General features: G+C 72.6%; 24 protein-coding genes and 2 pseudogenes. 20 read left to right on the plus strand and 6 right to left on the minus strand.

Annotated elements, in window-relative coordinates; translation table 11 throughout:
• Positions 1 to 14 precede the first annotated feature (14 nt).
• A complete protein-coding gene (locus GA0070562_RS19655; RefSeq protein ID WP_091424211.1) occupies positions 15 to 797 on the minus strand; it encodes a 3-hydroxybutyrate dehydrogenase in 783 nt (260 codons plus the stop codon).
• Between the two features lie 184 nt (positions 798 to 981).
• On the opposite strand from GA0070562_RS19655, the gene ruvC reads away from it, so the two are divergent.
• From ruvC to GA0070562_RS19700, 10 genes and pseudogenes are all read left to right on the plus strand, one after another.
• Positions 982 to 1,509 carry a crossover junction endodeoxyribonuclease RuvC gene (gene ruvC, locus GA0070562_RS19660; protein ID WP_091424213.1) on the plus strand — a complete coding sequence of 176 codons (528 nt, stop codon included), beginning with the start codon at positions 982 to 984 and terminating at the stop codon, positions 1,507 to 1,509.
• Entirely contained in the window at positions 1,506 to 2,108 is a 603-nt protein-coding gene (ruvA, locus tag GA0070562_RS19665; RefSeq protein ID WP_091424215.1) for a Holliday junction branch migration protein RuvA, read from the plus strand. The genes ruvC and ruvA overlap by 4 nt, the downstream gene beginning before the upstream one ends.
• Before the next feature lie 13 nt (positions 2,109 to 2,121).
• Positions 2,122 to 2,460, plus strand: a pseudogene (locus GA0070562_RS31050) (Holliday junction branch migration DNA helicase RuvB); the annotation flags it as partial.
• Positions 2,440 to 3,138, plus strand: a pseudogene (locus GA0070562_RS30990) (LAGLIDADG family homing endonuclease); the annotation flags it as partial. The pseudogenes GA0070562_RS31050 and GA0070562_RS30990, both read left to right, overlap by 21 nt.
• 51 nt (positions 3,139 to 3,189) lie before the next feature.
• A complete protein-coding gene (gene ruvB, locus GA0070562_RS30715; protein ID WP_225853377.1) occupies positions 3,190 to 4,194 on the plus strand; it encodes a Holliday junction branch migration DNA helicase RuvB in 1,005 nt (334 codons plus the stop codon).
• A gap of 140 nt (positions 4,195 to 4,334) precedes the next feature.
• On the plus strand, positions 4,335 to 4,679 hold the full coding sequence (gene yajC / locus GA0070562_RS19680) for a preprotein translocase subunit YajC (protein ID WP_175438799.1): 345 nt from the start codon (positions 4,335 to 4,337) through the stop codon (positions 4,677 to 4,679).
• A 224-nt stretch (positions 4,680 to 4,903) separates the two neighbouring features.
• Positions 4,904 to 6,805: a protein translocase subunit SecD gene (gene secD / locus GA0070562_RS19685; protein WP_175438800.1), complete on the plus strand. Its 1,902-nt coding sequence runs from the start codon at positions 4,904 to 4,906 to the stop codon at positions 6,803 to 6,805.
• Position 6,806: 1 nt separating this feature from the next.
• A complete protein-coding gene (gene secF / locus GA0070562_RS19690; protein ID WP_091424224.1) occupies positions 6,807 to 7,994 on the plus strand; it encodes a protein translocase subunit SecF in 1,188 nt (395 codons plus the stop codon).
• A gap of 97 nt (positions 7,995 to 8,091) precedes the next feature.
• Positions 8,092 to 8,658: an adenine phosphoribosyltransferase gene (locus tag GA0070562_RS19695; RefSeq protein ID WP_091424226.1), complete on the plus strand. Its 567-nt coding sequence runs from the start codon at positions 8,092 to 8,094 to the stop codon at positions 8,656 to 8,658.
• A gap of 250 nt (positions 8,659 to 8,908) precedes the next feature.
• A complete protein-coding gene (locus GA0070562_RS19700) occupies positions 8,909 to 11,356 on the plus strand; it encodes a RelA/SpoT family protein (RefSeq protein WP_175438810.1) in 2,448 nt (815 codons plus the stop codon).
• A 71-nt stretch (positions 11,357 to 11,427) separates the two neighbouring features.
• On the opposite strand, the gene GA0070562_RS19705 is transcribed toward GA0070562_RS19700, so the two are convergent.
• Together GA0070562_RS19705 and GA0070562_RS19710 are read right to left on the minus strand one after the other, a co-directional pair.
• Positions 11,428 to 12,270 carry a peptidylprolyl isomerase gene (locus GA0070562_RS19705; protein WP_091424564.1) on the minus strand — a complete coding sequence of 281 codons (843 nt, stop codon included), beginning with the start codon at positions 12,268 to 12,270 and terminating at the stop codon, positions 11,428 to 11,430.
• Between the two features lie 96 nt (positions 12,271 to 12,366).
• The gene (locus tag GA0070562_RS19710) at positions 12,367 to 13,236 is read right to left on the minus strand and encodes a peptidylprolyl isomerase (protein WP_091424231.1); all 870 of its coding nucleotides are present in this window, start codon (positions 13,234 to 13,236) and stop codon (positions 12,367 to 12,369) included.
• A gap of 236 nt (positions 13,237 to 13,472) precedes the next feature.
• Here GA0070562_RS19710 and GA0070562_RS19715 point away from each other — a divergent pair, with 236 nt between their 5' ends.
• Genes GA0070562_RS19715 through GA0070562_RS19725 form a run of 3 tightly spaced genes read left to right on the plus strand, consistent with a single transcriptional unit; the run spans position 13,473 to position 16,577 of the window.
• A complete protein-coding gene (locus GA0070562_RS19715) occupies positions 13,473 to 14,192 on the plus strand; it encodes an MBL fold metallo-hydrolase (RefSeq protein WP_091424235.1) in 720 nt (239 codons plus the stop codon).
• A 54-nt stretch (positions 14,193 to 14,246) separates the two neighbouring features.
• The gene (gene hisS, locus GA0070562_RS19720; RefSeq protein WP_091424240.1) at positions 14,247 to 15,587 is read left to right on the plus strand and encodes a histidine--tRNA ligase; all 1,341 of its coding nucleotides are present in this window, start codon (positions 14,247 to 14,249) and stop codon (positions 15,585 to 15,587) included.
• Positions 15,588 to 15,638: 51 nt separating this feature from the next.
• Entirely contained in the window at positions 15,639 to 16,577 is a 939-nt protein-coding gene (locus GA0070562_RS19725) for an acyl-ACP desaturase (protein ID WP_091424244.1), read from the plus strand.
• Positions 16,578 to 16,680: 103 nt separating this feature from the next.
• Here GA0070562_RS19725 and GA0070562_RS19730 read toward each other — a convergent pair whose 3' ends face one another.
• Complete coding sequence (locus tag GA0070562_RS19730; protein WP_091424247.1) at positions 16,681 to 17,181, minus strand: PaaI family thioesterase; 501 nt, start codon at positions 17,179 to 17,181, stop codon at positions 16,681 to 16,683.
• A 56-nt stretch (positions 17,182 to 17,237) separates the two neighbouring features.
• Between GA0070562_RS19730 and GA0070562_RS19735 the strand changes: the two genes are divergently transcribed.
• Complete coding sequence (locus tag GA0070562_RS19735) at positions 17,238 to 17,714, plus strand: winged helix-turn-helix transcriptional regulator (RefSeq protein WP_091424250.1); 477 nt, start codon at positions 17,238 to 17,240, stop codon at positions 17,712 to 17,714.
• Between the two features lie 201 nt (positions 17,715 to 17,915).
• Positions 17,916 to 18,965 (plus strand): S1 family peptidase, encoded by a 1,050-nt coding sequence (locus tag GA0070562_RS19740; protein WP_091424253.1) that lies wholly within the window; start codon positions 17,916 to 17,918, stop codon positions 18,963 to 18,965.
• 58 nt (positions 18,966 to 19,023) lie between these two features.
• Here GA0070562_RS19740 and GA0070562_RS19745 read toward each other — a convergent pair whose 3' ends face one another.
• On the minus strand, positions 19,024 to 19,722 hold the full coding sequence (locus GA0070562_RS19745) for a DUF998 domain-containing protein (RefSeq protein WP_254663825.1): 699 nt from the start codon (positions 19,720 to 19,722) through the stop codon (positions 19,024 to 19,026).
• Positions 19,723 to 19,872: 150 nt separating this feature from the next.
• On the opposite strand from GA0070562_RS19745, the gene aspS reads away from it, so the two are divergent.
• From aspS to GA0070562_RS19765, 4 genes are all read left to right on the plus strand, one after another.
• Positions 19,873 to 21,696, plus strand: coding sequence for an aspartate--tRNA ligase (aspS, locus tag GA0070562_RS19750; protein WP_091424257.1), 1,824 nt, complete (start codon positions 19,873 to 19,875; stop codon positions 21,694 to 21,696).
• Positions 21,697 to 21,761: 65 nt separating this feature from the next.
• Positions 21,762 to 22,571: a sugar nucleotide-binding protein gene (locus tag GA0070562_RS19755; protein ID WP_091424261.1), complete on the plus strand. Its 810-nt coding sequence runs from the start codon at positions 21,762 to 21,764 to the stop codon at positions 22,569 to 22,571.
• 61 nt (positions 22,572 to 22,632) lie between these two features.
• Complete coding sequence (locus tag GA0070562_RS19760) at positions 22,633 to 23,247, plus strand: winged helix-turn-helix domain-containing protein (RefSeq protein ID WP_091424265.1); 615 nt, start codon at positions 22,633 to 22,635, stop codon at positions 23,245 to 23,247.
• Positions 23,244 to 24,683, plus strand: coding sequence for an MFS transporter (locus tag GA0070562_RS19765; protein WP_091424269.1), 1,440 nt, complete (start codon positions 23,244 to 23,246; stop codon positions 24,681 to 24,683). Before GA0070562_RS19760 ends, GA0070562_RS19765 begins: the two co-directional genes overlap by 4 nt.
• Positions 24,684 to 25,097: 414 nt before the next feature.
• Here the strand turns inward: GA0070562_RS19765 and GA0070562_RS30720 are convergent, their stop codons facing one another.
• Complete coding sequence (locus tag GA0070562_RS30720; protein ID WP_254663826.1) at positions 25,098 to 25,469, minus strand: GNAT family N-acetyltransferase; 372 nt, start codon at positions 25,467 to 25,469, stop codon at positions 25,098 to 25,100.
• Between the two features lie 502 nt (positions 25,470 to 25,971).
• Here GA0070562_RS30720 and GA0070562_RS19775 point away from each other — a divergent pair.
• A complete protein-coding gene (locus GA0070562_RS19775) occupies positions 25,972 to 26,184 on the plus strand; it encodes a hypothetical protein (protein WP_013285485.1) in 213 nt (70 codons plus the stop codon).
• Positions 26,185 to 26,220: the final 36 nt, after the last annotated feature.

Here is a 26,220-nt window from a genome sequence, read left to right on the forward strand (position 1 = left end):
TGTGCGCGGGGCCACTAGTTCGCCGTCCAGCCCCCGTCGAGGGCGATCGAGGTGCCGGTGAGGAACGCGGCGGGCGGGGAGCACAGGTACGCCACCAGTTCCGCCACCTCCGCCGGCTCGATCAGCCGCTTGATCGCCGCCCGGGCCAGCATGATCTTCTCGACCACCTCGTCCTCGCCGATGCCGTGGGTGGCCGCCTGGTCGGCGATCTGGCTCTCCACCAGTGCGGTGCGCACGTACGCCGGGTTGATGCAGTTGGCGGTGACGCCGTGCGCGGCGCCCTCCAGCGCGACCACCTTGGACAGGCCCTCCAGCGCGTGCTTGGCCGAGACGTACGCCGACTTGAACGGGGACGCGCGCAGCCCGTGCACCGAGGAGATGTTCACGATCCGGCCCCAGCCGTTCGCGTACATCCGGGGCAGCGCGCGGCGGATCAGCAGGAACGGCGCCTCCACCATCACCCGCTGGATGTACTCGAAGCGCTCGACCGGGAAGTCCTGCACCGGTGCGACGTGTTGCAGCCCGGCGTTGTTGACCACGATGTCGGCGTCGATGTCGAGCGCGTCCACCGCCGCCGGGTCGGCCAGGTCGATCCCGACGGCCCGGCCGCCGGTCTCGGCGGCCACCGCCTCGGCCGCCGCCACGTCGCGGTCCAGCACCACCACTGTCGCGCCGGCTGCCGCCAGGCGCAGGGCGCAGGCCCGTCCGATGCCGCCGCCACCACCTGTGACCAGCGCGGTGCGACCGGTCAGGTCGACGTGTACGACGTAGGGGACCGCCACGGGTTCTGCCGTCATGGCGCATGAACGTACGAGCCGGGTGCCCCCTGGCACATGGGGCGGCGACACATACTCCACCGCCCGCGTGTGTGGTGCGCCGCGTCACCGTCCGCGCCCGGCGTGTCCGGCCGTCCCGGTGTCGGCGGCCACCAGTAGGGTGGGTCGAACACACGTACTGCTGGCGGCTCGGGGAGGAGGCGGCGTGCGCGTGCTGGGCGTCGACCCGGGGCTGACCCGGTGCGGGGTCGGCGTGGTCGAGGGCGTGCCGGGCCGCCCCTGCACGCTCGTGGCCTACTACGTGGTCTACACCGACCCCGAGGACGACCTCGCGCTGCGCCTGCTGCACCTGGACCGCTCGCTCACCGACCTGGTCGCCGAGCACCGGCCGGACGCCGTCGCCGTGGAGCGCGTGTTCAGCCAGCACAACGTCCGCACCGTCATGGGCACCGCGCAGGCCAGCGGCGTCGCGGTGCTCGCCGGGGCCCGGGCCGGGCTGCCGGTGACGACGTACACGCCGAGCGAGGTGAAGGCGGCGGTGACCGGCTCCGGTCAGGCCGACAAGGCGCAGATGACCGCGATGGTCACCCGGCTGCTGCGGCTGCCCGAGCCGCCGAAGCCGGCCGACGCCGCCGACGCCCTGGCGCTGGCCATCTGCCACGTGTGGCGCGGCGGCACCCGGTCGAAGCTGGCCGCGGCCGCCCAACGGGCCCGACGAGGAGGGACGCGATGATCGCGAGCGTACGCGGCACGGTGACCGCCACCGGCCCGGATCACGCGGTGGTGGAGGTGGGTGGCATCGGCCTGGCCGTGCAGTGCGCCCCCGGCACGCTCGCCGACCTGCGCGTGGGCCAGCCCGCCCGGCTGGCCACCAGCCTGGTGGTCCGGGAGGACTCGCTCACCCTCTACGGCTTCGCCGACGACGACGCCAAGCAGCTGTTCGAGCTGCTCCAGACCGCCAGCGGGGTCGGTCCCCGGCTGGCCCAGGCAGTGCTCGCCGTGCACACGCCGGACGCGGTCCGCAAGGCCATCGCCAACGCCGACACCGCCGCGCTGACCCGGGTGCCGGGCATCGGCAAGAAGGGCGCCGAGCGGCTGGTGCTGGAGCTGCGCGACCGGGTCGGCCCGGTGCCGGTGGGCGCCGACGGCGCGGCCGGGGTGACCGCGGGCGCCTGGCCGGAGCAGGTCCGCCAGGCCCTCGTCGGGCTCGGCTGGACGGCGAGCCAGGCCGAGCAGGCCGTGGCCGCGGTGGGGGAGACCGTCGACGGCGAGACCCCGCCGGTGCCGGTCCTGCTCAAGCAGGCCATCCGCCTCCTGGGCCGGACCCGGTGACGGGCCCGCGCGGATGAGCGACGACAACCTGGTCTCGGCGTACGTGGACGACGCCGAGCGGGACGCCGAGGCGAGCGTCCGCCCGAAGCGGCTCGACGAGTTCATCGCCCAGCACCGCGTCCGTGACCAGCTCGACCTGTTGTTGCAGGGCGCGATGCGGCGCGGCTCCCCGCCCGACCACATCCTCCTGTCGGGCCCGCCGGGTCTCGGGAAGCCGGTGTCCGTGGAGGCTCTGGTCCTGTTGGAGAACGGATCACGGCGTCGGCTCGGTGACATCGAGGTGGGTGACCGGGTCATCACCCGAACCGGGGCGGGCGCCGCCGTGCTGGCGGTGCACGAGCAGGGTGAACTGGAGTCGGTCAGGATCCGGACCACGAGCGGGCGGGATGTCGTCGCGGCGCCCGACCACCCCTTCTGGACCACCGAGGGCTGGACGAAGGCGGGAGATCTCACCGACCGCGACTTCGTCGCCAACGTCCTGTGCCCGGAACTGGTCGCGGACACCGTTCAGGATGTCGCCGAGTACAAGCTCGCCGGCTATCTCATCGGCGACGGATGCACGACGAATCAGGTCACCTTCACGGGGGGTGACGAGGACGTGCTGGCCGACTTCCGGTCTGTTTGTGACCGGATCGGGCACGGCCACGTGACCAGGCCCAACAGTGCCCGCAGTTCGATGATCCGCATCTCGGGTCTTCAGCCCTGGCTGGCCGAACATGGCCTGCTCGGCAAGAACGCCTGGCAGAAGCGAGTGCCCGACTTCGTCTTCGAAGGTGACGCCTTGCAGGTGTCGGCGTTTCTCGGCGCCTACTTCGCCTGCGACGGTACGGTGAGCCGCCGGGGACGTGACCGGTACGACGTGGTCGTCGAGTTCTACAGCGTCGCACGGGGGCTGCTGGAGGACGTACAACACCTGCTGCTGCGGCTCGGTGTTCAGTCACGGCTCAAGCTCAAGCGCGGGCGTTACCAGGGTCGGCCGCACGAGTCCTGGCGGTTGAGCGTCACCAGCCAGGACGATGTGGCGCGGTTCGCGCAGCGTGTGACGGTGATCGGTGAGCGAGGTCGGCGGCTCGCCGAGTGGATGCCGCGTCGAGATCGATTCGACGAACGGCTCGCCGCCGACCGGGTGGCCTCCGTCGAGGCGGTCGGCCTGCAGGAGTGCCGGTGCCTGACCGTCGACGGCGACCACACCTTCACGGTGAACGACTTCGTGGTGCACAACACGACCCTGGCCAACATCGTCGCCGCCGAGCTGGGTACCGGGATCCGGGTGACCAGCGGCCCGGCCATCGAGCGCTCCGGCGACCTGGCCGCGATCCTGACCAGCCTCGCCGAGGGTGACGTGCTGTTCATCGACGAGATCCACCGGATCGCCAAGCCGGCCGAGGAACTGCTCTACAGCGCCATGGAGGACTTCCGGGTCGACGTGGTGGTGGGCAAGGGGCCGGGCGCGACCGCGATCCCGCTCGACGTGGAGCCGTTCACGCTCGTCGGCGCCACCACCCGGTCCGGCCTGCTGACCGGCCCGATGCGTGACCGGTTCGGCTTCGTCGCGCACCTCGACTTCTACGCGCCGGCCGACCTGGAGACGCTGCTGCACCGGTCGGCCCGGATCCTCGGCGTGCCGATCACCGCCGAGGGTGCGGCGGAGGTCGCCGGCCGGTCCCGGGGCACGCCGCGTATTGCCAACCGGCTGCTGCGCCGGGTCCGCGACTACGCCGAGGTCCGCGCCGACGGCGTGGTCACGCTGGAGACGGCGCGGGCCGCGCTGGCCGTCTACGACGTGGACGCGCTCGGCCTGGACCGGCTCGACCGGGCGGTGCTGACCGCGCTCGTCGACTCGTTCCGGGGCGGCCCGGTGGGCCTGTCCACGCTCGCCGTGGCGGTGGGCGAACAGCCGGACACGGTCGAGGAGGTCTGCGAGCCCTTCCTGGTGCGGGCCGGGCTCCTGGCCCGCACCCCACGCGGGCGGGTGGCCACCGAGGCCGCCTGGCGCCATCTGGGCCGTACGCCCCCGAATGGTACATTTGGTACGGATGCCCCTCCGGGGCCCGATCTGTTCTCGGTGCAGACCGACCAGCCGTGATCCGTTCGTGATCTGTGCCGCATTCGGTCTTCTCAGGAGCAGGGACTAGACTTCGCCGCGGTTTGTACAGGACGTGAGAATCCGCTTCCGCTGCGGCGCCCTCCGGCGCCGGGGTGGAGGCCAACCGGAAGGTCTACACCGTGCTTTACGCAGCAGCGAGTGGCGGGGGAGCCGGCAGTCTGACGCCGATCCTCATGATCGCTCTGCTTTTCGTCGTCATGTACTTCATGATGATCCGTCCGCAGCAGAAGCGCCGCCGCGAGGCCGAGCAGATGCAGGCCGCACTCGCCCCGGGCGACGAGGTGGTCACCATCGGCGGCCTGCACGGCACGGTCACCGCGATCGAGGACGAGACGGTCCTGCTCGAGGTCGCCCCGGGCGTGCAGACCCGGTACGCCCGTCCCGCCGTCGCGCGGGTGATCAAGCGCTCCGAGGCGCCGGCGGCCGAGACGATCACCGAGGAAGCCGAGCCGGTCAAGGAGTGACCACCCGTCCCGGACGGGGCAGCGGATTCATCCGTACAAGTGGATAGTTGGGGTCGGCGCGCGGCGCCGGCATCCGGCCGGGCCGTGCGGCGCCCCCGCGCCGCGCTCCAGCCGGCGTGCCGTCCTCCGGTGCCGACCCGCCGGAGCAGTCGGGCGGACACCCCCGGCCCGACAGTTGTCGCCGCCGTGGAAGCGGCGCGACCGTACAGGGAGACAGGACAGCCGTGGCACCACCTCAGGGACAGATGCGGCCCGGACGGCAGCTCGCCGTGCTCGGGCTCATCTTCGTCGTCCTCTATCTATTGGTGTTCTTCTCGGGCGGCGCCAGCGGTGGCTGGAAGGACCGGTTGGAGCCCCGGCTCGGCCTGGACCTCGTCGGCGGCACCCGGCTGACGCTCGAGGCCACCAACACGGTGGACGGCAAGCCCCCGACCGCCGACAACCTCGAGGAGGCCCGCCAGATCATCGAGAGCCGGGTCAACGCCTACGGCGTGGCCGAGGCCGAGGTGGTCACCGAGGGCAACCGCAACATCGTCATCTCCCTGCCCGGCCAGAACCGGGACCTGACCGACGTCGGTGAGGCCGCCGAGCTGCGCTTCCGCAAGGTGCTCAAGGCCACCGACGGCAGCGGCGCCGCGCTCGCGCCCGCGCCGACGCCCAGCGCCACCCCGTCCGGAGCGGCCACCCCGTCGGGCAGCGCGTCGCCGAAGGCGAGCACGAGTCCCAAGGTGAGCGGGTCGCCGAGCGCCGGCGGGCAGGGCGGCATGGCCCCCACGCCGAGCGCCAGCGCCTCCGCGTCCCCGTCGGCCTCGCCGAGCGCCGGCGCGCCGAGCCCGAGCGCCAGCGCCGAGCCGGTGCCGCAGAGCATCGAGCAGCAGCGCAAGGCCGTCGAGCAGAAGGTCGGCGCGGCCGCCTGGGCCGCCGCCTCGGGCCTGCAGGCCCCGGCGGACCTCACCACCGACCCGTCGCTGGCGGACAAGCTCAAGCCGTTCGGCACGCTCTCCCCGCAGGAGGTCGCGGTCCTGCCGGTGGAGATGCAGTTCAACGTCCCGACCATCACCTGCGCCCAGCTCGACAAGCGGCCCGCCGCCTCGATCAAGGACGAGAAGCAGAAGGCGGTCGCCTGCGAGTCCGGCGCGAAGTACCTGCTGGACGTGGCAAAGGTGCTCGGCACCGACGTGAAGAACGCCTCCGCCCAGCTCGACCAGACCAGCTCCTGGGTGGTCAGCCTCAACTTCACCGGCGGCGGCCAGGAGAAGTGGACCGCGCTGACCCGCGAGGCGTTCACCAACGAGGGCCAGGCCTGCGACCAGACCGCGCTCGGCCAGGACGGCAAGTGCCGGGTCGCCGTGGTGCTGGACAACGAGATCGTCTCGTCCCCGGAGATCCAGGGCGTGCTGACCGGTGACTCGCAGATCACCGGCAGCTTCGACAACAAGGCCGCGAACGCGCTCGCCAGCCAGCTGCGCTACGGCGCGCTGCCGGTCACGTTCGAGCCGCAGGAGCAGCAGAACGTCACCGCGACGCTCGGTGACAGCCACCTCAAGGCGGGTCTGCTGGCGGCCGGCATCGGCATGCTGCTGGTCATCATCTACTCGTTCTTCTACTACCGCCTGCTCGGCTCGGTCATCTTCCTGAGCCTGGTGCTCTCCGCGCTGCTGGTCTTCGGCGCGCTGGTGGTGCTCGGCCGGTCGATCGGCTTCACGCTCACGCTCGCCGGCATCGCCGGCATGATCGTGTCGCTGGGCGTCGCCGCGGACTCGTTCGTCATCTACTTCGAACGACTGAAAGACGAGATCCGGGAGGGCCGCAGTCCACGCAGCGCGGTGCCGCGCGCCTGGATCCGGGCCCGCCGGACGATCATCTCGGCCAACGCCATCACGCTGATGTCGGCAGTGGTCCTCTACATCGTGTCCGTCGGCGCGGTGAAGGGCTTCGCCTTCGCGCTCGGCCTGGCGACCGTGCTCGACCTGCTCGTCGTGTTCCTCTTCCGCCACCCGATCATGACGATGTTCGCCCGGACCCGGGCGTTCCTGTCGCCGCGGGTCAGCGGTCTGGGCCGGGCGCTGCCGGCCCGGTCGGCCGAGCCGGGCACCGCCCGCAACCCGCGTGTGAAGGAGGCCTGAGATGGCTAAGAGCGGTCTGGCCGCCCGGCTCTACCGGGGCGAGGCGGATCTCAACATCGTCGGGCGGCGCAAGCTGTGGTTCGGCGTGGCCGGCGTGCTCGTGCTGATCGCCGTGCTGAGCTTCGCGATCAGCGGCTTCAAGCTGGGCATCGAGTTCGCGGGCGGCAACTCGTTCCAGGTGCCGGCCAGCGTCGGCACGCTGGACCAGGCCGAGCGGACCGTCGACGAGGTGCTGGTCGACGAGGCGCCGGGCGTCGAGGTGGTCAGCGCCCAGAAGGTCGGCGGCACCAGCGGCGAGTTCTACGAGATGCGCACCGGCCAGCTCTCCGCCGAGCAGGCCAACGCGGCCAAGACCGCGATGGCGCAGGAGTTCGGCATCCCGGCCGACCAGATCAGCGGCAGCCAGGTCTCCGAGGCCTGGGGCAGCCAGGTCACCTCGCGCGCCTTCCTCGGCCTGGTGATCTTCATCGCGGTGGTGTCGATCTACCTGGTGCTGCGCTTCGAGTGGCGGATGGCGGCCGCCGCGATCGTCTCGCTGCTGACCAACCTGGCCCTGACCGCCGGCATCTACTCGATCGTCGGCTTCGAGGTCACCCCGTCGACGATCATCGGCTTCCTCACGATCCTGGGCTTCGCGCTCTACGACGTGGTGGTGGTCTTCGACAAGGTGCAGGAGAACACACGCGGCATCACCGCGAACAACAACGTCACCTACGGCGAGGCGTCCAACCTGGCGCTCAACCAGAGCCTCATGCGTTCGCTGAACACCTCGGTGGTGGCGCTGCTGCCGGTCGGCGGCCTGCTCTTCATCGGCGCCGGCCTGCTCGGCGCGGGCACGCTGAAGGACCTCGGCCTGGTGCTGTTCGTCGGTATGGCGGTGGCGTTCCTGACCTCGATCGTGCTGGCCACGCCGCTGCTGGTGCTGCTGAAGAACATGGACCCGCGGATCAGCGCCCACAACAAGCGGGTGCTGTCCCGCCGGGCCGCGCTCGCCCGGGGCGAGATCACGCCGAAGGGCCCGCGTACCGCAGCGCCGGCCGCCGACGCGCCGATCGACCCGGAGGCGGCGGCGTTGGCCGGTGCCGCACCCAAGGTGGGTGCCCGGCCGGCGGGCAAGCGCCCCAGCGGCGCCCGCGGCGGCCGTCCCGCAGGTGGCGGCGGCAACCGGCCCGGCGGCAAGCGCCGCTGACCGCAGGGCCGGACGGAATCGGTCCGACGGCGTCCGTCATGCTGATGTCACGGCATGACGGACGCCGTCGTCGTTTCGAGAGGACATGGGACGCACAGTGACGGAGACCCACACCGCAGGGGTACGGGGAGACAGCGGCCCGGAGGTCGCCCAGCTCGTTGCCAGCCGGTTGCTGGACGTGCCGGACTTCCCCAAGCCGGGTGTCGTGTTCAAGGACCTGATGCCGCTGTTCGCCGACGGTGAGGCGTTCCGGGCGGTGATCGACGGCATCATCGCCTACCACGGGCCGGAGTCGTTCGACACTGTCGCCGGCATCGAGGCGCGCGGGTTCGTGCTGGCGGCGGCGGTCGCGTACGCCACCGGCGTCGGCGTGGTGCCGGTGCGCAAGGCCGGCAAGCTGCCCCGGGCCACCCACTCCGCCTCCTACGCGCTGGAGTACGGCGAGGCGACGCTGGAGGTGCACCAGGACGCGTTCACCGCGGGCCACCGGGTGCTTGTGCTCGACGACGTGCTCGCCACCGGCGGGACCGCCGAGGCCACGCTCGACCTGGTGGAACGGGCCGGCGGGACGGTGGCCGGGTTCACCGTGCTGCTGGAGCTGGGCTTCCTTGAGGGCCGTAAGCGGCTGGCGCAGCGCCCGGTCCATGCCCTGTTGACCGTTTGACCAGGCCGGCCCGTCGGGCCGGTCGGTGCCGACCGTCCGGGGGAGCGGTGGCGTACCCTGCGTACGGGTAGCATTGCCCTTTGCCCGACCCGGCCGAGATCTCCGGGGCGGCGAAGGCGCCGGGGCCCGGCCCCGGTGACCGCGTGGAACAACACCGGCCCCCGGGCCGGTTGAACCAGACGTCGGCCGGACGGCCGGCGCATTCCGGCGAGCGGTGAGGAGGCCGGTGTCCCACGATGTCGTCCCTCCGGTGGAGGGCACGGTGCACCCGACAGGCGACGCGGACGGCTCGGTGACCGAGCGCAGCGGCAACCCGCAGGCCCGGGCGACCGGCGCCACCGGCGGCGCGCCCGACGCGACGGCCGACGGCGGGGCGGTCGTGGTGCCGTTCCCGACCGAGGGTTCCACCGAGTCCACGCCCGGCAGCGGGTTCGCCCTCTCCAACGCGCCCACCGGCCGGCGGGTACGCGCCCGGCTGGCCCGGTTCAACGCGCCCTGGCAGACCTCGCAGGTCAGTGAGGTGCTGGAGCCGCTGATCGCGACGCACCGGGAGAACCACCCCAAGGCCGACGCGCGGCTGCTCCAGCGCGCCTTCGACACGGCCGCGCGGTGGCACTCGGGGCAGTACCGCAAGTCCGGCGACCCCTACATCACGCACCCGCTCGCGGTGGCGACCATCCTGGCGAACCTGGGCATGGACACCACCACGCTGGTCGCGGCGCTGCTGCACGACACCATCGAGGACACCGAATACACGCTCGACCAGATGCGCGCCGACTTCGGCGGTGAGGTCGCGCTGCTCGTCGACGGCGTCACCAAGCTCGACAAGGTCAAGCTCGGCGACGCGGCGAAGGCCGAGACCATCCGCAAGATGGTCGTCGCGATGGCGAAGGATCCGCGGGTCCTGGTGATCAAGCTGGCCGACCGGCTGCACAACATGCGGACCCTGACCTTTCTGCCCCGCCCGAAGCAGGAGCAGAAGGCCAAGGAGACGCTGGAGATCCTGGCCCCGCTGGCGCACCGCCTCGGTATGAACACGATCAAGTGGGAGCTGGAGGATCTCGCCTTCGGCACGCTGTTCCCGAAGCGGTTCGAGGAGATCAACCGGCTGATCGGGGAACACCAGCCGCAGCGCGAGGCGCTGCTGCGCCAGGTGACCCAGAAGGTGTCCACCGACCTGAAGGCCGCCAAGATCAAGGCGGAGACGACCGGGCGGCCGAAGCACCTCTACTCGATCTACCAGAAGATGATCGTGCGGGGGCGCGACTTCAACGACATCTACGACCTGGTCGGTGTGCGGATCCTGGTCGACACGGTTCGTGACTGCTACGCGGCGCTGGGGGTCATCCACGCCAACTGGCAGCCGGTGCCGGGCCGGTTCAAGGACTACATCGCCATGCCCAAGTTCAACATGTACCAGTCGTTGCACACGACTGTCATCGGGCCCACCGGCAAGCCGGTGGAGATGCAGATCCGCACGTACGCGATGCACCGCACCGCCGAGTTCGGCATCGCCGCGCACTGGAAGTACAAGGAGCACAAGGGCACCCCGGTGGTGGGCCCGCCGGCGCACATCGACGAGATGACCTGGCTGCGGCAGCTGCTGGACTGGCAGCGCGAGGCGGCCGACCCGAGCGAGTTCCTGGACGCGCTGCGGTTCGACCTGTCCAGCCAGGAGGTGTACGTCTTCACCCCGAAGGGTGACGTCATCCCGCTGCCGACCGGGTCGACGCCTGTCGACTTCGCGTACGCGGTGCACACCGAGGTCGGGCACAAGTGCATCGGCGCGCGGGTCAACGGCAAGCTGGTGCCCCTCGAATCGACGCTGTCGAACGGCGACGTGATCGAGATCTTCACGTCGAAGTCCGACACGGCCGGCCCGACGCAGGACTGGCTGGGCTTCGTCAAGAGCCCGCGCGCCCGTACGAAGATCCGCCAGTACTTCAACAAGGAGCGGCGCGAGGAGGCGATCGAGGCCGGCAAGGACGCGATCGTCAAGGCGATGCGCAAGCAGGGCATGCCCCTGCAGCGGATGCTCACCTCGGACGCGCTGATGGCCATCGCCCGCGACCTGCACCTGGCCGACGTGGCCTCGCTGTACGCGGCGGTCGGCGACAGCCAGGTCTCCGCGCAGTCGGTCGTGCAGAAGCTGATGGCGTCCTACGGCGGCGAGGAGGGTGCGGCGGAGGACATCGCCGAGACCGCCGTCGCCACCCGGCCGCCGCGCAGCCGGCAGAGCAGCGCCGACCCGGGCGTGGTGGTCCGCGGCGTCAGCGACGTCTGGATCAAGCTGGCTCGCTGCTGCACGCCCGTGCCGCCGGACTCGGTGTTCGGGTTCGTCACCCGCTCCGGCGGGGTCAGCGTGCACCGGGACGACTGCGCCAACGCCGAGGACCTGCGCGCCCAGCCCGAGCGGGTGGTCGAGGTGAGCTGGAAGCTCACGTCCGCCTCCACGTTCCTGGTGGCCATCCAGGTCGAGGCGCTGGACCGGCACAAGTTGCTCGCCGACGTGACGCGGGTGCTGTCCGAGGAGCGGGTGAACATCCTCTCCGCGACCGTCACCACCACGCGCGACCGGGTGGCGGTGAGCCGGTTCAGCTTCGAGATGGCCGACCCGAAGCACCTCGGCCACCTGCTGGCCACCGTGCGCAAGGTCGACGGCGTGTTCGACGCGTACCGGGTCACCTCGGGGGCCTGAGCCACCACGCACGCGAAAGCGCCCGCCGGCTGCGATCAGCCGGCGGGCGCTTCGTCGTCGTACGGGTGCGGTCAGCCGCCCTCGACCGGGCTCATCGTCACCTTGGTCATGGTGATCTCCTTCTTCGGGTGACCACCGCCGGCCTGCTTGGCGAACGCGCCGTCGTCACCGGCCGCGGCGACCTGCTTCACCACGTCCATGCCACCGGTGATGGTGCCCAGCACCGTGTAGTTCGGGTCGAGCGGCGAGTCGCCGTACACGATGAAGAACTGGCTGCCGGTGCTGCCCGGCTGGCCGGAGTTGGCCATCGCGATGACACCGTCCGGGTACGGCGGGCGCTTGTCGGTGGGGAGGTTCTCCTCGGCCAGGTTGTACGACGGGCCGCCGGTGCCGTCGGTGTCCCGCCAGCCCTTGCCGGTGGCGCTCGGGTCACCGCACTGGAGCACCTTGATGCCCTCGGTGACCAGCCGGTGGCACTTGGTGTTGTCGAAGAAGCCCTTGCTCGCCAGGTGCGTGAAGCTGCCGGCGGTGCAGGGCACCTTGGCGCGGTCGATCTTGGCGGTGATCGGGCCCAGGTTGGTGTCGATCGTCATCGTCTGGGAGCCCTTGCCGGCCTGCTGGGCCGGCGGGAGGCCGACGTCCTTGATCTGCGGCGGCCGGCCCTCCTTGGGCACCTCCGTGTACGCACACTGCACGGCGCCGGCCCCGGCGGGGGTGCCGCCCTGCTTCTCGTCGTCGTCGCCGAGCGCGGCGACGAGCCAGACCGTGCCGGCCACGACGAGCACCAGCACGGCCGCGGCCCCGACGATCGCCTGGGTCTGCCGGCGCTTACGGGCCCGGCCGGCCCGTTCCGCCATCTCCCGCTCGAGCTTGGCCCGCGCCGCCGCGCGCTGGCGGTCTCTGGTGGACGTCACGGTCACTCCTCACCTGCTGCGTATGGGGTCGGCGCGCGCGCCGCCGGATCACGTGTGTGGGTCACCGGCGGCGGGCCGCCGGATCGAGTTGTCGGGTCAGCCCGCGCTGGCGCTGGGCGAGGGCGCGGGGCTTTCGGCCGGCGCCGCGCCGGGCTCGCCGACTGTGACGCTCTGGACCAGCACCTGCGTCTTCGGCTTGACCTTGGCGCCGTTGCCATTGTCCTCCGTCGGCATGGCGCCGATCTTCTCCACCACGTCGAGCCCGCCGGTGACCTTGCCGACCACCGAGTAGGCCGGCTTGGCCGGGCTGGCGTCCTTGAAGAAGATCAGGAACTGGCTGCTGTTGCTGCCGGGCGGGTTGCCGATCATGGCGACCGTGCCCTTCGGGTACGTCGCCGGCTGCCCGGGCGCCGGCGAGGCCGACGGGCTGGGCTCCGGCGCGGCCGGGACGTTCTCGTCGTAGAACGAGTAGGTCGGGCCGCCGAGCCCGGTGCCGGTCGGGTCACCGCAGCGCAGCGCGCCCTCGGCGGTGATCTCGTGGCAGGTGGTGTTGTCGAAGAACGACCGGCCGGCCAGGTAGCTCAGGCTCGCCGCACCGCACGGCGCGTCGGTCTGGTCCAGCTCGACGGTGATCGGCCCACCCTGGTTGGTGGTGATCGTCATCGGGCGGGTGCCCGAGGTCGGCAGGCCCGTGGTGGGCGGCTGGCCGACGTCCTTGAGGTTGGTGTTGACGGCGCCGTCCTCGGCGGTCCAGAGACAGACGTCATCGGCGGCCTTCTTCTCCGGCTCGGAGTCGAACGCGCCGAGTGCCCAGGCCGAGCCGGCCACGATCAGCACGAGCACCACCGCGGCGCCCACACCGGCCCGGATCTGCCGGCGGCGCTTCGCGACCGCCGCCCGCCGGGCGAGCTGCCGGTCGAGCTTGGCGCGCGCCAGTTTGCGCTGCCGGTCCCTGCTGGAAGCCACGTGCGCTCCCCTTCCTCTGCCTGATCGCCGCCGGCGCCGGGCGCCGTCCGCCGTTCCGATCGGGGTGCGCCACGCCACACGCCCGCCAGAGTGTACGGGTAGCGACTGTGAAAGTGGTGTACGAGGTCCCGTCATCTCAGCCCGGCCGGCTCGGACGGGGCCGGTGGCGGACGGAACTCGCTCGCCGTTACGACTAGGCTGCAAGCAGACGACGACCGGACGGAAAGGGGAGCGACGTGCTCGTGGCCGGCTTTCCCGCGGACGCCTTCGGCACCAACTGCTATGTGGTGGCGACCGGGCCGGGGGAGCAGTGCGTGGTGGTCGACCCCGGCATCGGGGTGCTCGACCGGCTCGACGCCGTGCTCGCCGAGCACCGCCTGCACCCGGCCGCCGTGCTGCTCACCCACGGCCACCTGGACCACACCTTCTCCGTCGCCCCGGTCTGCGGCGCGCGGGGCATCCCCGCCTACGTCCACCCGGAGGACCGGGAACTGCTGGCCGACCCGAGCAAGGCGCTGTCGATGGACCTGACCCAGCTGTTCGGTGGCCGGCTGCCGTACGCCGAGCCGGACGACGTGGCCGAGCTGACCGACGGCGCGACGTTGTCGCTGGCCGGGTTGGAGATCACCGTCGACCACGCCCCGGGCCATACCGGCGGGTCGGTGCTGTTCCGGTTGCCCGGCGCCGGCTCGCCCTGGGAGGCGGAGCAGATCTGCCTCTCCGGTGACGTGCTGTTCGCCGGCTCGATCGGCCGCACCGACCTGCCGGGCGGCAGCATGCCCCGCATGCTGTCCAGCCTGCGGGAGAAGGTTCTCCCGCAGGCCGACGACACAGTCGTCCTGCCCGGCCACGGCCCCCGGACCACCATCGGCCGCGAGCGCGCGACCAACCCGTACCTCGTCGAGGTGGCGGGCACCGGCGGCGCGCGCCCGGCCGCGCCCACCCGCGGCCTCTGACCGCCGCGGCCCACGACGTTCGCCCGCGCGCCGCGCGGGATCGAGGAGTACGCCATGAGCAAGCCCACGCCCATCTCCGGCTTCCCCGAGTGGACGCCGGCGCAGCGGATGATCGAGCAGTTCGTGCTCGACCGGATCCGCGCGACGTTCGAGCTGTACGGCTTCGCGCCGCTGGAGACCCGCTCGGTCGAGCCGCTGGACCAGCTCCTGCGCAAGGGTGAGACCTCCAAGGAGGTCTACCTGCTGCGCCGGTTGCAGGCCGACACCGACGGCCCGGCCGGTGACGACGCGCTCGGCCTGCACTTCGACCTGACCGTGCCGTTCGCCCGCTACGTGCTGGAGAACGCCGGCAAGCTCCAGTTCCCGTTCCGCCGCTACCAGATCCAGAAGGTGTGGCGGGGTGAGCGCCCGCAGGAGGGCCGGTACCGGGAGTTCCTCCAGGCCGACATCGACATCGTCGACCGGGACACCCTGCCGGCCCACTACGAGGCCGAGATGCCGCTGGTCATCGGCGACGCGCTGCGGTCGCTGCCGATCCCGCCGGTGCGTATCCAGGTCAACAACCGCAAGATCTGCGAGGGGTTCTACCGGGGCATCGGGCTGACCGACGCGGAGGCGGCGCTGCGCGCCGTCGACAAGCTCGACAAGATCGGCCCGGCCGGGGTCACGGAGCTGCTGGCGAGCACCGCCGGGGCGAGCGAGGCGCAGGCCAAGGCGGTGCTGGCGCTGGCCGAGATCTCCGCGCCGGACGCGTCCTTCGCCGACGCGGTGCGCGGCCTCGGGGTGAGCGACCCGCTGCTCGACGAGGGCGTCGCGGAGCTGACCGCCGTGGTGGAGACCGCCGCCGCGCACGCGCCCGGCCTCTGCGTGGCCGACCTGCGCATCGCCCGGGGCCTGGACTACTACACGGGTACGGTCTACGAGACGCAGATGATCGGCTACGAGCGGTTCGGCTCGATCTGCTCCGGCGGCCGGTACGACAACCTGGCCAGCTCGGGCAACGTCCGGTTCCCCGGCGTGGGCATCTCGATCGGGGTGACCCGGCTGCTCGGCCTGCTGTTCGGCGCCGAGGCGCTGTCGGTGTCCCGTTCGGTGCCCACCTGCGTGCTGGTGGCGGTCACCGCCGAGGAGGACCGGGCGGCGAGCGACGCGGTCGCGGCGGCGCTGCGCTCGCGTGGTGTGCCCACCGAGGTGTCCCCGTCGGCGGCCAAGTTCGGCAAGCAGATCCGGTACGCCGAGCGGCGTGGCATTCCGTACGTCTGGTTCCCCGGCGCGGACGGCGACGAGGTCAAGGACATCCGTTCCGGCGAGCAGGTGGCCGCCGCGGCGGGGGAGTGGACGCCGCCCCGGGCGGACCTGAAGCCGCTGGTCGGCCCGGCCGGCACTGGCGTCTGAAGACGTTTCGACCTACGGTGGCGTAAGTTACGCCACCGTAGGGAGAACGTCGTGACCGTGCTCAGCCAGACCGCTCTGCTCACCGAACTCGAGCCGGTGGTCGAGAAGAACCTCGACCGCCACCTGTCGCTGGCCAAGGAGTGGTTCCCGCACGAGTACGTGCCGTGGAGCGAAGGCCGCACCTTCGACGGCCCGCTGGGCGGCGAGGCCTGGTCGCCGGAGGACTCGACGCTGCCCGAGGTGGCCCGGACCGCGCTGATCGTCAACCTGCTCACCGAGGACAACCTGCCCTCGTACCACCACGAGATCGCCACGCTGTTCGGGCGCGACGGCGCGTGGGGCACCTGGGTGCACCGGTGGACCGCCGAGGAGGGGCGGCACGGCACCGCGATCCGCGACTACCTCACGGTGACCCGGGCGGTGGACCCGGTGGCCCTGGAGCGGGCCCGCATGGTGCACATGTCGGCCGGCTACCAGAACGTCCACGACCAGGAGATGCTGCACTCGCTGGCGTACGTGTCGTTCCAGGAACTGGCCACCCGCATCTCGCACCGCAACACCGGCCGGGCCACCGGCGACCCGACGTGCGAGGCGCTGCTGGCCCGGGTGGCGGCGGACGAGAACCTGCACATGGTCTTCTACCGCAACCTGCTGGCTGCCGCGTTCGAGGTGGCGCCGTCGCAGGCCATGCGCGCCGTCGCCGACGTGCTGGCCAACTTCCAGATGCCCGGCGTGGGCATCGACGGCTTCGCCCGCAAGTCGGTGGCGATCGCGCTGGCCGGCATCTACGACCTGCGCCAGCACCGCGACGATGTGGTGATGCCGGTGCTGCGGCAGTGGAACCTGTTCGACGTGACCGGCCTGAACGCCGACGGCGAGGCCGCCCGCGAGCAGATCGCCGCCCAGCTGGACACCCTGGAGACCCAGGCGTCCCGCTTCGAGGAGAAGCGCGCAGCCCGCGCGGCCCGCGTCTCCGCCCGCACCGCCTGACCCCTCCCGCCCCGCCCGCCCGCCCGCGCGATCTTGCACTTACGGCCCCCGCAAATGCCGCTGAACCGGCGCCGCGGGGGCCGCAACTGCAAGATCGCCGGGGTCAGGGGAGGGGGAAGATCAGGCAGGTTGAGGTGGCGTGGGCTACCAGGCGGCCGGCCGGGTCCGTCAGGCGGGCCTCGGCCAGGGCGGTACGGCGGCCCCGCTGGAGCACGGTGCCCTCGCACCGCAGCAGGCCGCTGTCGACGGTGACCGGGCGCAGGAACTTCACGTTGAGGTCCAGCGACGTGTAGCCGACGCCGGCCGGCAGCGTGGTGTGCACGGCGCACGCCGCGGCGGTGTCCAGCAGCGTGGAGATGACGCCGCCGTGCACGGTGCCGAGCGGGTTGTAGTGGAACTCCTGCGGCAGCAGCTCGACCGCGACGCGGCCCTCCTCGGCCTCCATCCGGGACATGTCGACGAGGTGCATGATCGGCGGTGCGGCCAGCTCGCCGGCGATCATCGCCTGCATCAGCTCCAGGCCGCTGCGCCGGCCCAGGTGCGCGGCGCCGGCCGCCGGGTCGGACCAGGTGAACGTGCGGGTGCGGCCCTGCGTCTGAGTCATGGACTCAGCCTCGCAGCGCGTTGCTGAGTCTGTCAATCAGACCTAGCCTGGTCGGCATGAGACCCGCGGCACTGGACTGGTCGGTGGAGAACTGCACCATCGCGCGCGCCATGGAGATCCTCGGCGAGCGGTGGACCCTCGTCGTGCTGCGCGAGGTCTTCAACGGCGTACGCCGGTTCGACGACATGCGGGTGCGCACCGGCATCCCGCGCCAGGTGCTGACGAACCGGCTCGCCATGCTCGTCGAGCGCGGCGTGCTGCGCCGTGAGCCGTACCGGGAGCCGGGCAGCCGGCCGCGCCACGAGTACCGGCTCACCGAGATGGGCCTGGACCTGTGGCCGGTGCTCGTCGCGGTGCTCGGGTGGGGTGACCGCTACCTGGCCGACCCGGAGGGCTCGCCGCTGAGCGTCGCGCACCGCGACTGCGGCGCGGAGGTCCGGGTCGGGTTGCGCTGCGCCGAGGGGCACGAGATCACCGAGGCGCGCGACGTGCTGCCCCGCCCGGGTCCGGGGGTCCGCCGCCGCAACCCCTGACCGGCTCTGACAGATGGTGTCGATGTTGTTGCTTCGGCGTTACATCGGGCGCCGGTGCGAATCCGGGCAAAGCCATGTCTTGTTTACGATCTTAAATGTGTGAATACTTTGGGCACCCGGGCGGTTTCCCCAGGTCGCCCGGGTTGTCCTCGGGCGTGCCCCCATGACAGCGCCCGTTCACCCCCATTCGGAGGTTGTTACATGCGACCCACGAGGTCCACGCTCCGCCGCGCCGCCGCAGTCGCCGTCGCCGGCACCCTGGTCACCGGCTCGCTGCTCGGCGCACCCGCGCAGGCCGCCCCCACGGCCCTCTCGCCGGACGCCGCCGCCACCCTCGCCGAGAAGCTCGGCGACCGCGCGGCCGGCACGTACGCCGACGCCAGCGGCAAGATGATCGTCACGGTGACCGACACCGCGACCGCCCGCCAGGTGCGCGACGCCGGCGCCATCCCGAAGATCGTGGCGCGCGGCGCGGACAAGCTCAACGCCGCCACCAGCGAGCTGGAGCGCTCCGCGAAGATCCCCGGCACCGCCTGGTGGACCGACCCGGCCACGAACCAGGTCGTCGTCTCCGTCGACAGCACCGTCACCGGCGCCAAGCTGGAGCGGGTCAAGGCCGCCGCCGCCCGTCACAACGGCGCGATCCGCGTCGAGGCCGAGGCCGGCGTGCTGAGCACCCGGATCTCCGGCGGCCAGGCGATCTACGCCGGCGGCGGGGGCCGCTGCTCGCTCGGGTTCAACGTCCGCAGCGGCTCGACCTACTACTTCCTCACCGCGGGCCACTGCACCAACATCTCGTCGAGCTGGTACAGCAACTCCGGGCAGACCAGCCTGCTCGGCACCCGGACCGGCACCAGCTTCCCGGGCAACGACTACGGCATCGTCCGGCACAGCAACTCGGCCAACGCGGCCGGCAACGTCTCGCTCTACAACGGCAGCTTCCAGGACATCACCTCGGCCGGCAACGCGTACGTCGGCCAGTCCGTCCGCCGTTCCGGCAGCACCACCGGCCTGCGCAGCGGCAGCGTCAGCGCGCTGAACGCGACCGTGAACTACGCCGAGGGCAGCGTCTCCGGCCTCATCCGCACCAACGTCTGCGCCGAGCCGGGCGACAGCGGCGGCTCGCTGTTCGCCGGCACCGTCGCGCTCGGCCTCACCTCCGGCGGTAGCGGCAACTGCCGCACCGGTGGCACCACCTACTTCCAGCCGGTCACCGAGGCCCTCAGCCGCTACGGCGTGAGCGTCTTCTGATCCACGCACTCCCACGAACGGGCCGCCGGGTGACCGGCGGCCCGTTCCGCGTACCCGGTCAGGTGCCCGCTCCGAGGCGGCCCGGACCGACCGGCGGGCCGTCCGGCCGGGGCGGCCCGGCCGTCCGGGCCGTCCAGTGCCGGTGGGCCCGCCGCGCGGACAGCACCGCCGCCAGTGGCCAGAGCGTCACCGCGAGCGCTGCCACCCGCTCGGCCAGCCCGGTCCGGGAGCCGCCCGTCACCTCGGCCGCCGACCAGCCGAACAACGCCAGCAGCACCGCCGTGACGGCCAGCGCCACCGGCCGGCGGAACGCCCACGGCGGCCGGCCCAGCGGGGAGGCGGCCACCGCACGCGGCACCCGGCGGGGCAGGCGCAGCGCCGTCCCGGCCGGCCACAGCGCCAGCGCGAGCACCGCCACAGTGGCCACCACGCCGTGCGCCGGGGAGCCGCCCACCTGCGGCCGGGGGAACGCGATGAGCGCGACGGTGGCCACCCCGCCGGCCGCCAGCAGGAAGCGGCTGGGCAGCCCGGCGGCGTGCAGCGCGGCAGCGGTGGCGCAGTAGCAGCAGCCGAGCAGCACCAGCGCGCCGCCCATCAGCCACGGATCGGTGGCGCCCTCGCCGGCCAGCTCGCTGATCGTGTCCCGCACCGGGTCGTATCCCGGCCCCTGTCGGGCGCCCGCGACCGTCCAGCCCGCCACCAGCAGCGCGGGCGCGGCGGCCGCGGTGGCCACGGCCCAGGTCGGTACGGCACGCACCCGGCCACGGTAAACCGCCGGACCCGGCCCGCACCGCGCTTTCGCCACGCCCCCGGGGCGGCCCGGCTCGACGGGTGCCGGGGAGCGGGCCCGCCCGTCCTGACAGAATGCGGGGAGCAGTGAGTGGACCAGATTGAGGAGACGCCAGCCGTGATCCGTACCCACAATGCCGGAAGCCTGCGCGCCGCGGACGCCGGCTCGACGGTGACGCTCGCCGGGTGGGTGGCCCGCCGGCGCGACCACGGCGGTGTCATCTTCGTCGACCTGCGCGACGCCTCCGGCGTGGTGCAGGTGGTCTTCCGCGAGGAGGACGCGCACGCGCTGCGCAACGAGTTCTGCGTCAAGGTCACCGGCGAGGTGACCCGCCGCCCGGAGGGCAACGAGAACCCGGACCTGCCCACCGGCGAGGTCGAGGTGACCGCGAGCGCGCTGGAGGTGCTCTCCGAGGCCGCGCCGCTGCCGCTGCCGGTGGACGACCAGATCGAGGCCGGCGACGACATCCGGCTCAAGTACCGCTACCTGGACCTGCGCCGGGGCGGCCCGGCCAAGGCCATGCGGTTGCGCTCGCGGGCCAACCAGATCGCCCGTGGCGTGCTGCACGAGCGGGACTTCCTGGAGATCGAGACGCCGACGCTGACCCGCTCCACCCCGGAGGGCGCCCGCGACTTCCTGGTGCCGGTGCGCCTCCAGCCCGGTAGCTGGTACGCGCTGCCGCAGTCGCCGCAGCTGTTCAAGCAGCTGCTGATGGTCGGCGGCATGGAGCGGTACTACCAGATCGCCCGCTGCTACCGCGACGAGGACTTCCGCGCCGACCGGCAGCCGGAGTTCACCCAGCTCGACATCGAGATGTCGTTCGTGACCGAGGACGACGTGATCGACCTCGGCGAGGCGATCGTCTCCGCGCTGTGGAAGGACCTCGCCGGCTACGAGATCTCCCGGCCGATCCCGCGCATCACCTGGCACGACGCCATGTCCCGGTACGGCTCCGACAAGCCGGACCTGCGCTACGGCGTGGAGCTGACCGAGCTGACCGACTACCTGCGCGGCACCGAGTTCCGGGTGTTCGCCGGCGCGATCGACGCGGGCGGCTACGTCGGCGCGGTGGTCATGCCCGGCGGCGCGTCGCAGACCCGCAAGGAGCTGGACGGCTGGCAGGACTGGGCCAAGGCGCGCGGCGCGCGTGGCCTGGCGTACGTGGTGCTGGACGCGGAGACCGGCGAGCCGCGCGGCCCGGTGGCGAAGAACCTGTCCGAGGCGCACCTGTCCGGCCTGGCCGACGCGGTCGGCGCGAAGCCCGGCGACGCGATCTTCTTCGCCGCCAGCACGAACACCCGCGAGGCACAGGAGCTGCTCGGCGCCGCCCGGATCGAGATCGCCAAGCGGTCGAACCTGATCGACGAGAGCGCCTGGGCGTTCTGCTGGGTGGTGGATGCGCCGATGTTCGAGCCGACCTCCGACCAGGAGAACGGCGGAGCGGGCGGCTGGACCGCCGTGCACCACCCGTTCACCTCGCCGAACGCCGAGTGGGTGGACCGGTTCGAGGAGGCACCGGACCGGGCGCTGGCCTACGCGTACGACATCGTCTGCAACGGCAACGAGATCGGCGGCGGCTCGATCCGTATCCACCGGGGCGACGTGCAGCAGCGGGTGTTCGACCTGCTCGGCATCACCGCCGACGAGGCGCAGGACAAGTTCGGCTTCCTGCTGGAGGCGTTCAAGTACGGCGCTCCGCCGCACGGCGGCATCGCGTTCGGCTGGGACCGGGTCTGCATGCTGCTCGCCGGCGCGGACTCGATCCGCGAGGTGATCGCGTTCCCGAAGACCCGGGGCGGCTTCGACCCGCTGACCGGCGCGCCCACCCCGATCACCGGGCAGCAGCGCGCAGAGGCCGGCATCGACGCCAAGCCGAAGGCGCCGGCCGGCCCGCACGCCGGCACCGCCGGCCCGGCCGCCCCGGTGGCCGACCCCACCTGATCGCTCGCCTGCCGGAACGGCCCGCGTCATGATGACGCGGGCCGTTCCGATCTTCAGGAGGACTGATGCACCTGCTCGTGGTGGGAGCCGGCGGCTTCCTCGGCGCCGAGGTGTGCCGGCAGGCGGTCGCCGCCGGGCACCGGGTCACCGGCACGTACCACCGCGCCGCCGTCACGGTGCCGGGCGTCGCGCCGCACCGGCTCGACGTGACCGACCGCACCGCCGTGCGTGAGCTGCTGATTCGGGTACGCCCCGACGCGGTCGTCGCCACCCCCTACCGGTACGACGACTGGGCGGTCACCGCGGACGGGGCGGCCCACATCGCGGTAGCCGCCGCCGAGGCGGGCGCCCGCCTGGTGCACCTGTCCAGCGACGCGCTGCACGCCGGGCGGCCCACGCCGTACGCGGACGAGGACGTGCCCACGCCGCTGCACCCGTACGGAGCGGCGAAGGCGGCGGCGGAGACGGCCGTGCGGGCGGTGGATCCGGGCGCGGCGGTGGTGCGTACCTCGCTGATCGTGGGGGAGGGCAGCAAGCAGATCCAGCTCTGCCGGGACGCGCTGGCCGGGCGGGCCACGTTGTTCACCGACGAGCTGCGCTGCCCGGTGCACGTCGCCGACCTCGCCGCCGCGGTGCTGGAGCTGGTGCCGGGCGACTACGCCGGGCTGCTCAACGTGGCCGGGCCGGAGGCGGTGAGCCGCGCCGAGCTGGGCGTGCTGGTGGCCCGGCACGACGGGGTGGACACGGGCGGGCTGCGCACGACCACGATCGCCGCCGCCGCCCAGCACCGCCCGGGTGAGGTGGTGCTGGACTCCACCCGCGCCGCGGGGCTGCTGCGGACCCGGCTGCGCGGGATCGCCGAGCTGTACGGCTAGTTGCACAGATTCTTTGCAAGCCTCTTGTGCATGGAATGTGTGCACAGATATTGTGCATCACATGGAGGAGAAGAAGGAGCGCACCGTACGCATCGACCACCGCCAGGTTCGTGCCCTGGCCCAACCGCTGCGCATGCGGCTGGTCGGGGCGCTGCGCGTGGGCGGCCCGGCCACCGCCACCGCCCTCGCCGAGGCGCTCGGCACCAACAGCGGCGCGACCAGCTACCACCTGCGCCAACTCGCCGAGGTGGGCCTCGTGGTGGAGGACCGGAGCCTCGGCACCGGCCGTCAGCGCTACTGGCGGGCCGCGCACGACGTCACCAACTGGGAGTCCAGCGACTTCGACGACGACCCCGACGCGCGGGCGGCCATCGAGTGGATCGAGGCGGACTACGTCCGCTTCTTCGCCGGGCACGCCGAACGCTGGTTCGCCCAGCGGCACCGGTGGTCGCCGGCCTGGCGTGACGCGTTCGGCATGGGTGACTTCTTCATGCGGATTCCGGTCGACCGCCTCAAGGCGATCCAGGAGGAGGTGTTCGCGGTCTTCGAGCGGCACCGCGACGAGACCGACCCCGACGACCCCGACGCCGAGACGGTCCAGCTCTACCTCGCCGCCCTCCCGATGGACGCGGCGTTGCCGCAGTCCACCCCGCCGCCTGCCGAGGAGAAGCCGTGACCGCGCTGTCCGTACGCCAGATCCGGTTCCGCTACCTCACGCTGTACGGCCTGCGCTGGCTGCCCAGCGGCCTGCTCATGCCGGTGATGATCCTGCTGATGCAGGAGCGCGGGCTGACGCTGTCCCAGATCGGCCTGGTCGCCACCGCGCAGGGCCTCGTCGTGCTGGCGCTGGAGTTGCCCACCGGCGGCTTCGCCGACGCGCTCGGCCGCAAGCCGGTGCTTGTCGTCGCCTGGGCCGTCGGCCTCGGCTCGCTGGCGCTGATGGCGGTGGCCGACTCGTTCTGGATGTTCTTCCTGGTCTGGGCGTTGCAGGGCATCTACCGGGCGCTCGACAGCGGCCCGATGGAATCCTGGTACGTCGACGCCACGCTCGCCGCCGACCCGAAGGCCGAGTACGAGCGCGGCCTCGGCTGGGCCGGCACCGTGGTCGGCGTCGCCATCGGCGCGGGCGCACTGCTCAGCGGCGGCCTCGTCGCGCTCGGCCCGATCGGCCCGGTCAGCGCCCTCGCGCTGCCGGTGATCGTCGCCGCCGTGCTCCAGGGCGTCTCCATCGTGGCCCTGCTGGCGCTGATGGCCGAGCGGCGGCCCGCGTCCGGCCCGGCCGCGCTGCGCGCCTCGGTGGTCGACGCGCCCCGCATGGTCGGGCAGGCCGTCGGGCTGCTGCGCCGCAACCGGGTGCTGCTGGCCCTGGTCGCCGTCGAACTGTTCTGGGGGTTCGGCATGGTCACCTTCGAGTCGCTGCTCCCGGTACGCCTCGCCGAGGTGCTCGACAACCCGGACCGCGCGGCGGCGCTGCTCGGCCCCGCCGGCACGGCGGCCTGGCTCGCCAACGCCGCCGGCGCCGCGCTCACCCCGTTCCTGCTGCGCCGCCTCGGCGCCGCCCCGGCCGCTGCGCTGATGCGGATCCTCCAAGGCGTGACGGTGGTCGGCATGGGCCTGCTGGCCGGTCCGGTCGGCATCCTCATCGCGTACCTGGCCTGCTACGCCGTGCACGGCGCGTCGAACCCGCTGCACATGGGACTGCTGCACCGGCAGGTCGACGGCCCGTACCGGACGAGTGTGCTGTCGCTCAACTCGATGGCCGGCCAGCCGGCCGGCGCGCTCGGCGCGGTCACGCTGACCGCGCTGGCCGACGCCACGAGCGTCAGCATCGCCATGATCGTCGGCGGGGTGATGCTCGCCGTGGCCGCGCCGCTCTACCTGCCGGCCTGGCGCGCCGCCCGCCGTACCCCGTCGGACGTCACAGTGGAACCGGAGGGGACGGGCGGCGGACCGGGCCGAGCCGGTCTGGCCCCCGAGCCGTCCGGCTCCGCCCTTGACGCCGCCGACAGTGCCTCCGCCGTCGCTGCGGACGGGACCGCCGGTCGGGGCGAGGCAGTCGGTCGGGGTGAGGCCGGGTCGGTGGTCGTGCCGGCGTCGACGGCCCGCGACTGAGCCGCTGCGGCCCGCACCCAGCGCTGGCCGCCGGGTGCGGGCGGCAGGCGTCGCCGGTCGGCTCGGCAGTACTTCCGGCGCCGCCCCGTCGACCGCTCCGCCACCGCACGGGCCGCGGCCCGCTCGTCACGGCCGCGCCTCGTTCGCCACAACGCGGGGTGGAACGCCACGGGTGTCTCCGCCCTCGTTTGACGTTCCACTCCCGCGGCAGGGCAGCGCCAGCGTGTTCGCTCTTGGGATATGAGTTCCGCGAAGTGAGACGCGGAGAGATCTTGGTGCGCGGACGCCCCTATGAGGGCCGTTTCGTACCAAGATCTCGCGTGGCGGCGGGGGTCCGGTGGTGCGATGGTCGCGGAGCGGGGCGGCGAGGCGGAATGCCGGGGCGGCCACGTTGCGGGCGGGCCGTCTGCCGCGTCAGGCGAGCTTGATGGACGTGCGGCGTTCGGCGGCGGTGAAGCCGAGCCGGCGGTAGAGGCGGATCGCGCCCACGTTGTCCGGGTAGACGCCCAGCGCAACGGCGTCGTACCGGCCGAACAGGGCGCGCGTCATCCCGGCGGTCAGCGCCGCGCCCAGCCCTCGGCCGCGATGCCCGGGCGCGACCGTCAGCCCGGCCAGGAAGCCGATGTCGCCCCGGCTGCGATCGGCGCCGCCGGCGAGCAGGCGGTCACCGTCGCGGATGCCGTACCAGTCGACGACGCCCGGGTCGCCCGGCCGGGAGGTGGTGCTCGGGAACGCCTCCTCGATCAGCGCGGCCAGCGCGGGACGGTCCGCCCCGGTCAGGCGCACCACCCGCTCCTGCTCCGGCTGCCGCGGCGGGGGGGCCTGTGGTCCAGAGGAAGTCCCACTCGATCAGCCGGGCCACCGGCAGCCGCGCGGACACCTCGTCCGGATCCGCCCGCGGCAGGTTGATCGACTGGCCGGCCGACAGCGTCCCGTCCGCCCGCTGGGCGGCGAAGACGTCGAGCGCCGGGCCGGGAGCGCCGACCGCGCCGCCCGCCGACCACTCGCCCGGCGGGAGCAGCCATCCGACCGCGCCGTCGTGCCGCCACCCCCGCGCGGCCTGGTCACGCCGGAGCGCGTGCCGGGCGTACGGGTGGTTGCCCGTCGCGGCGAGCAGTGCCTCCGGCCCGGTCAGCGCCTCGTCGACCGTGATCATTGCCCCAGCCTACGAGCACCCGCGGTCCGTACCGGCGGCCGTGCATCTCCTGTTCCAGGGTGGAGATTGACGAACAGACCGATTGGGTACATCCGTCGCCGACCTGCTGGGAACCCCCACCGGAGGAACGACATGCTCGCCATTCTCGCGGCCATCGTGTTCGGCTTCGCGCTGCTGCTCGACTTCATGAACACCGACCTCGGCGCGCCCGATCTGTTCAGCACCACGACGCTCATGCTCATCGGCTTCCTGCTGCTCTCGCTCTACCTGGCCGGCGTCGGCTCCGGCCCGCGCGGCGGCGGTGGCGGCCGGTGGTACCGGGGCCGGCGGCCGGGTCGCGGCTGACCGGAAAAGACCACCCGGGTCGGGGCGGCGGCGCGA

The organism is Micromonospora tulbaghiae (assembly GCF_900091605.1).
Taxonomy (GTDB): Bacteria; Actinomycetota; Actinomycetes; order Mycobacteriales; family Micromonosporaceae; genus Micromonospora; species Micromonospora tulbaghiae.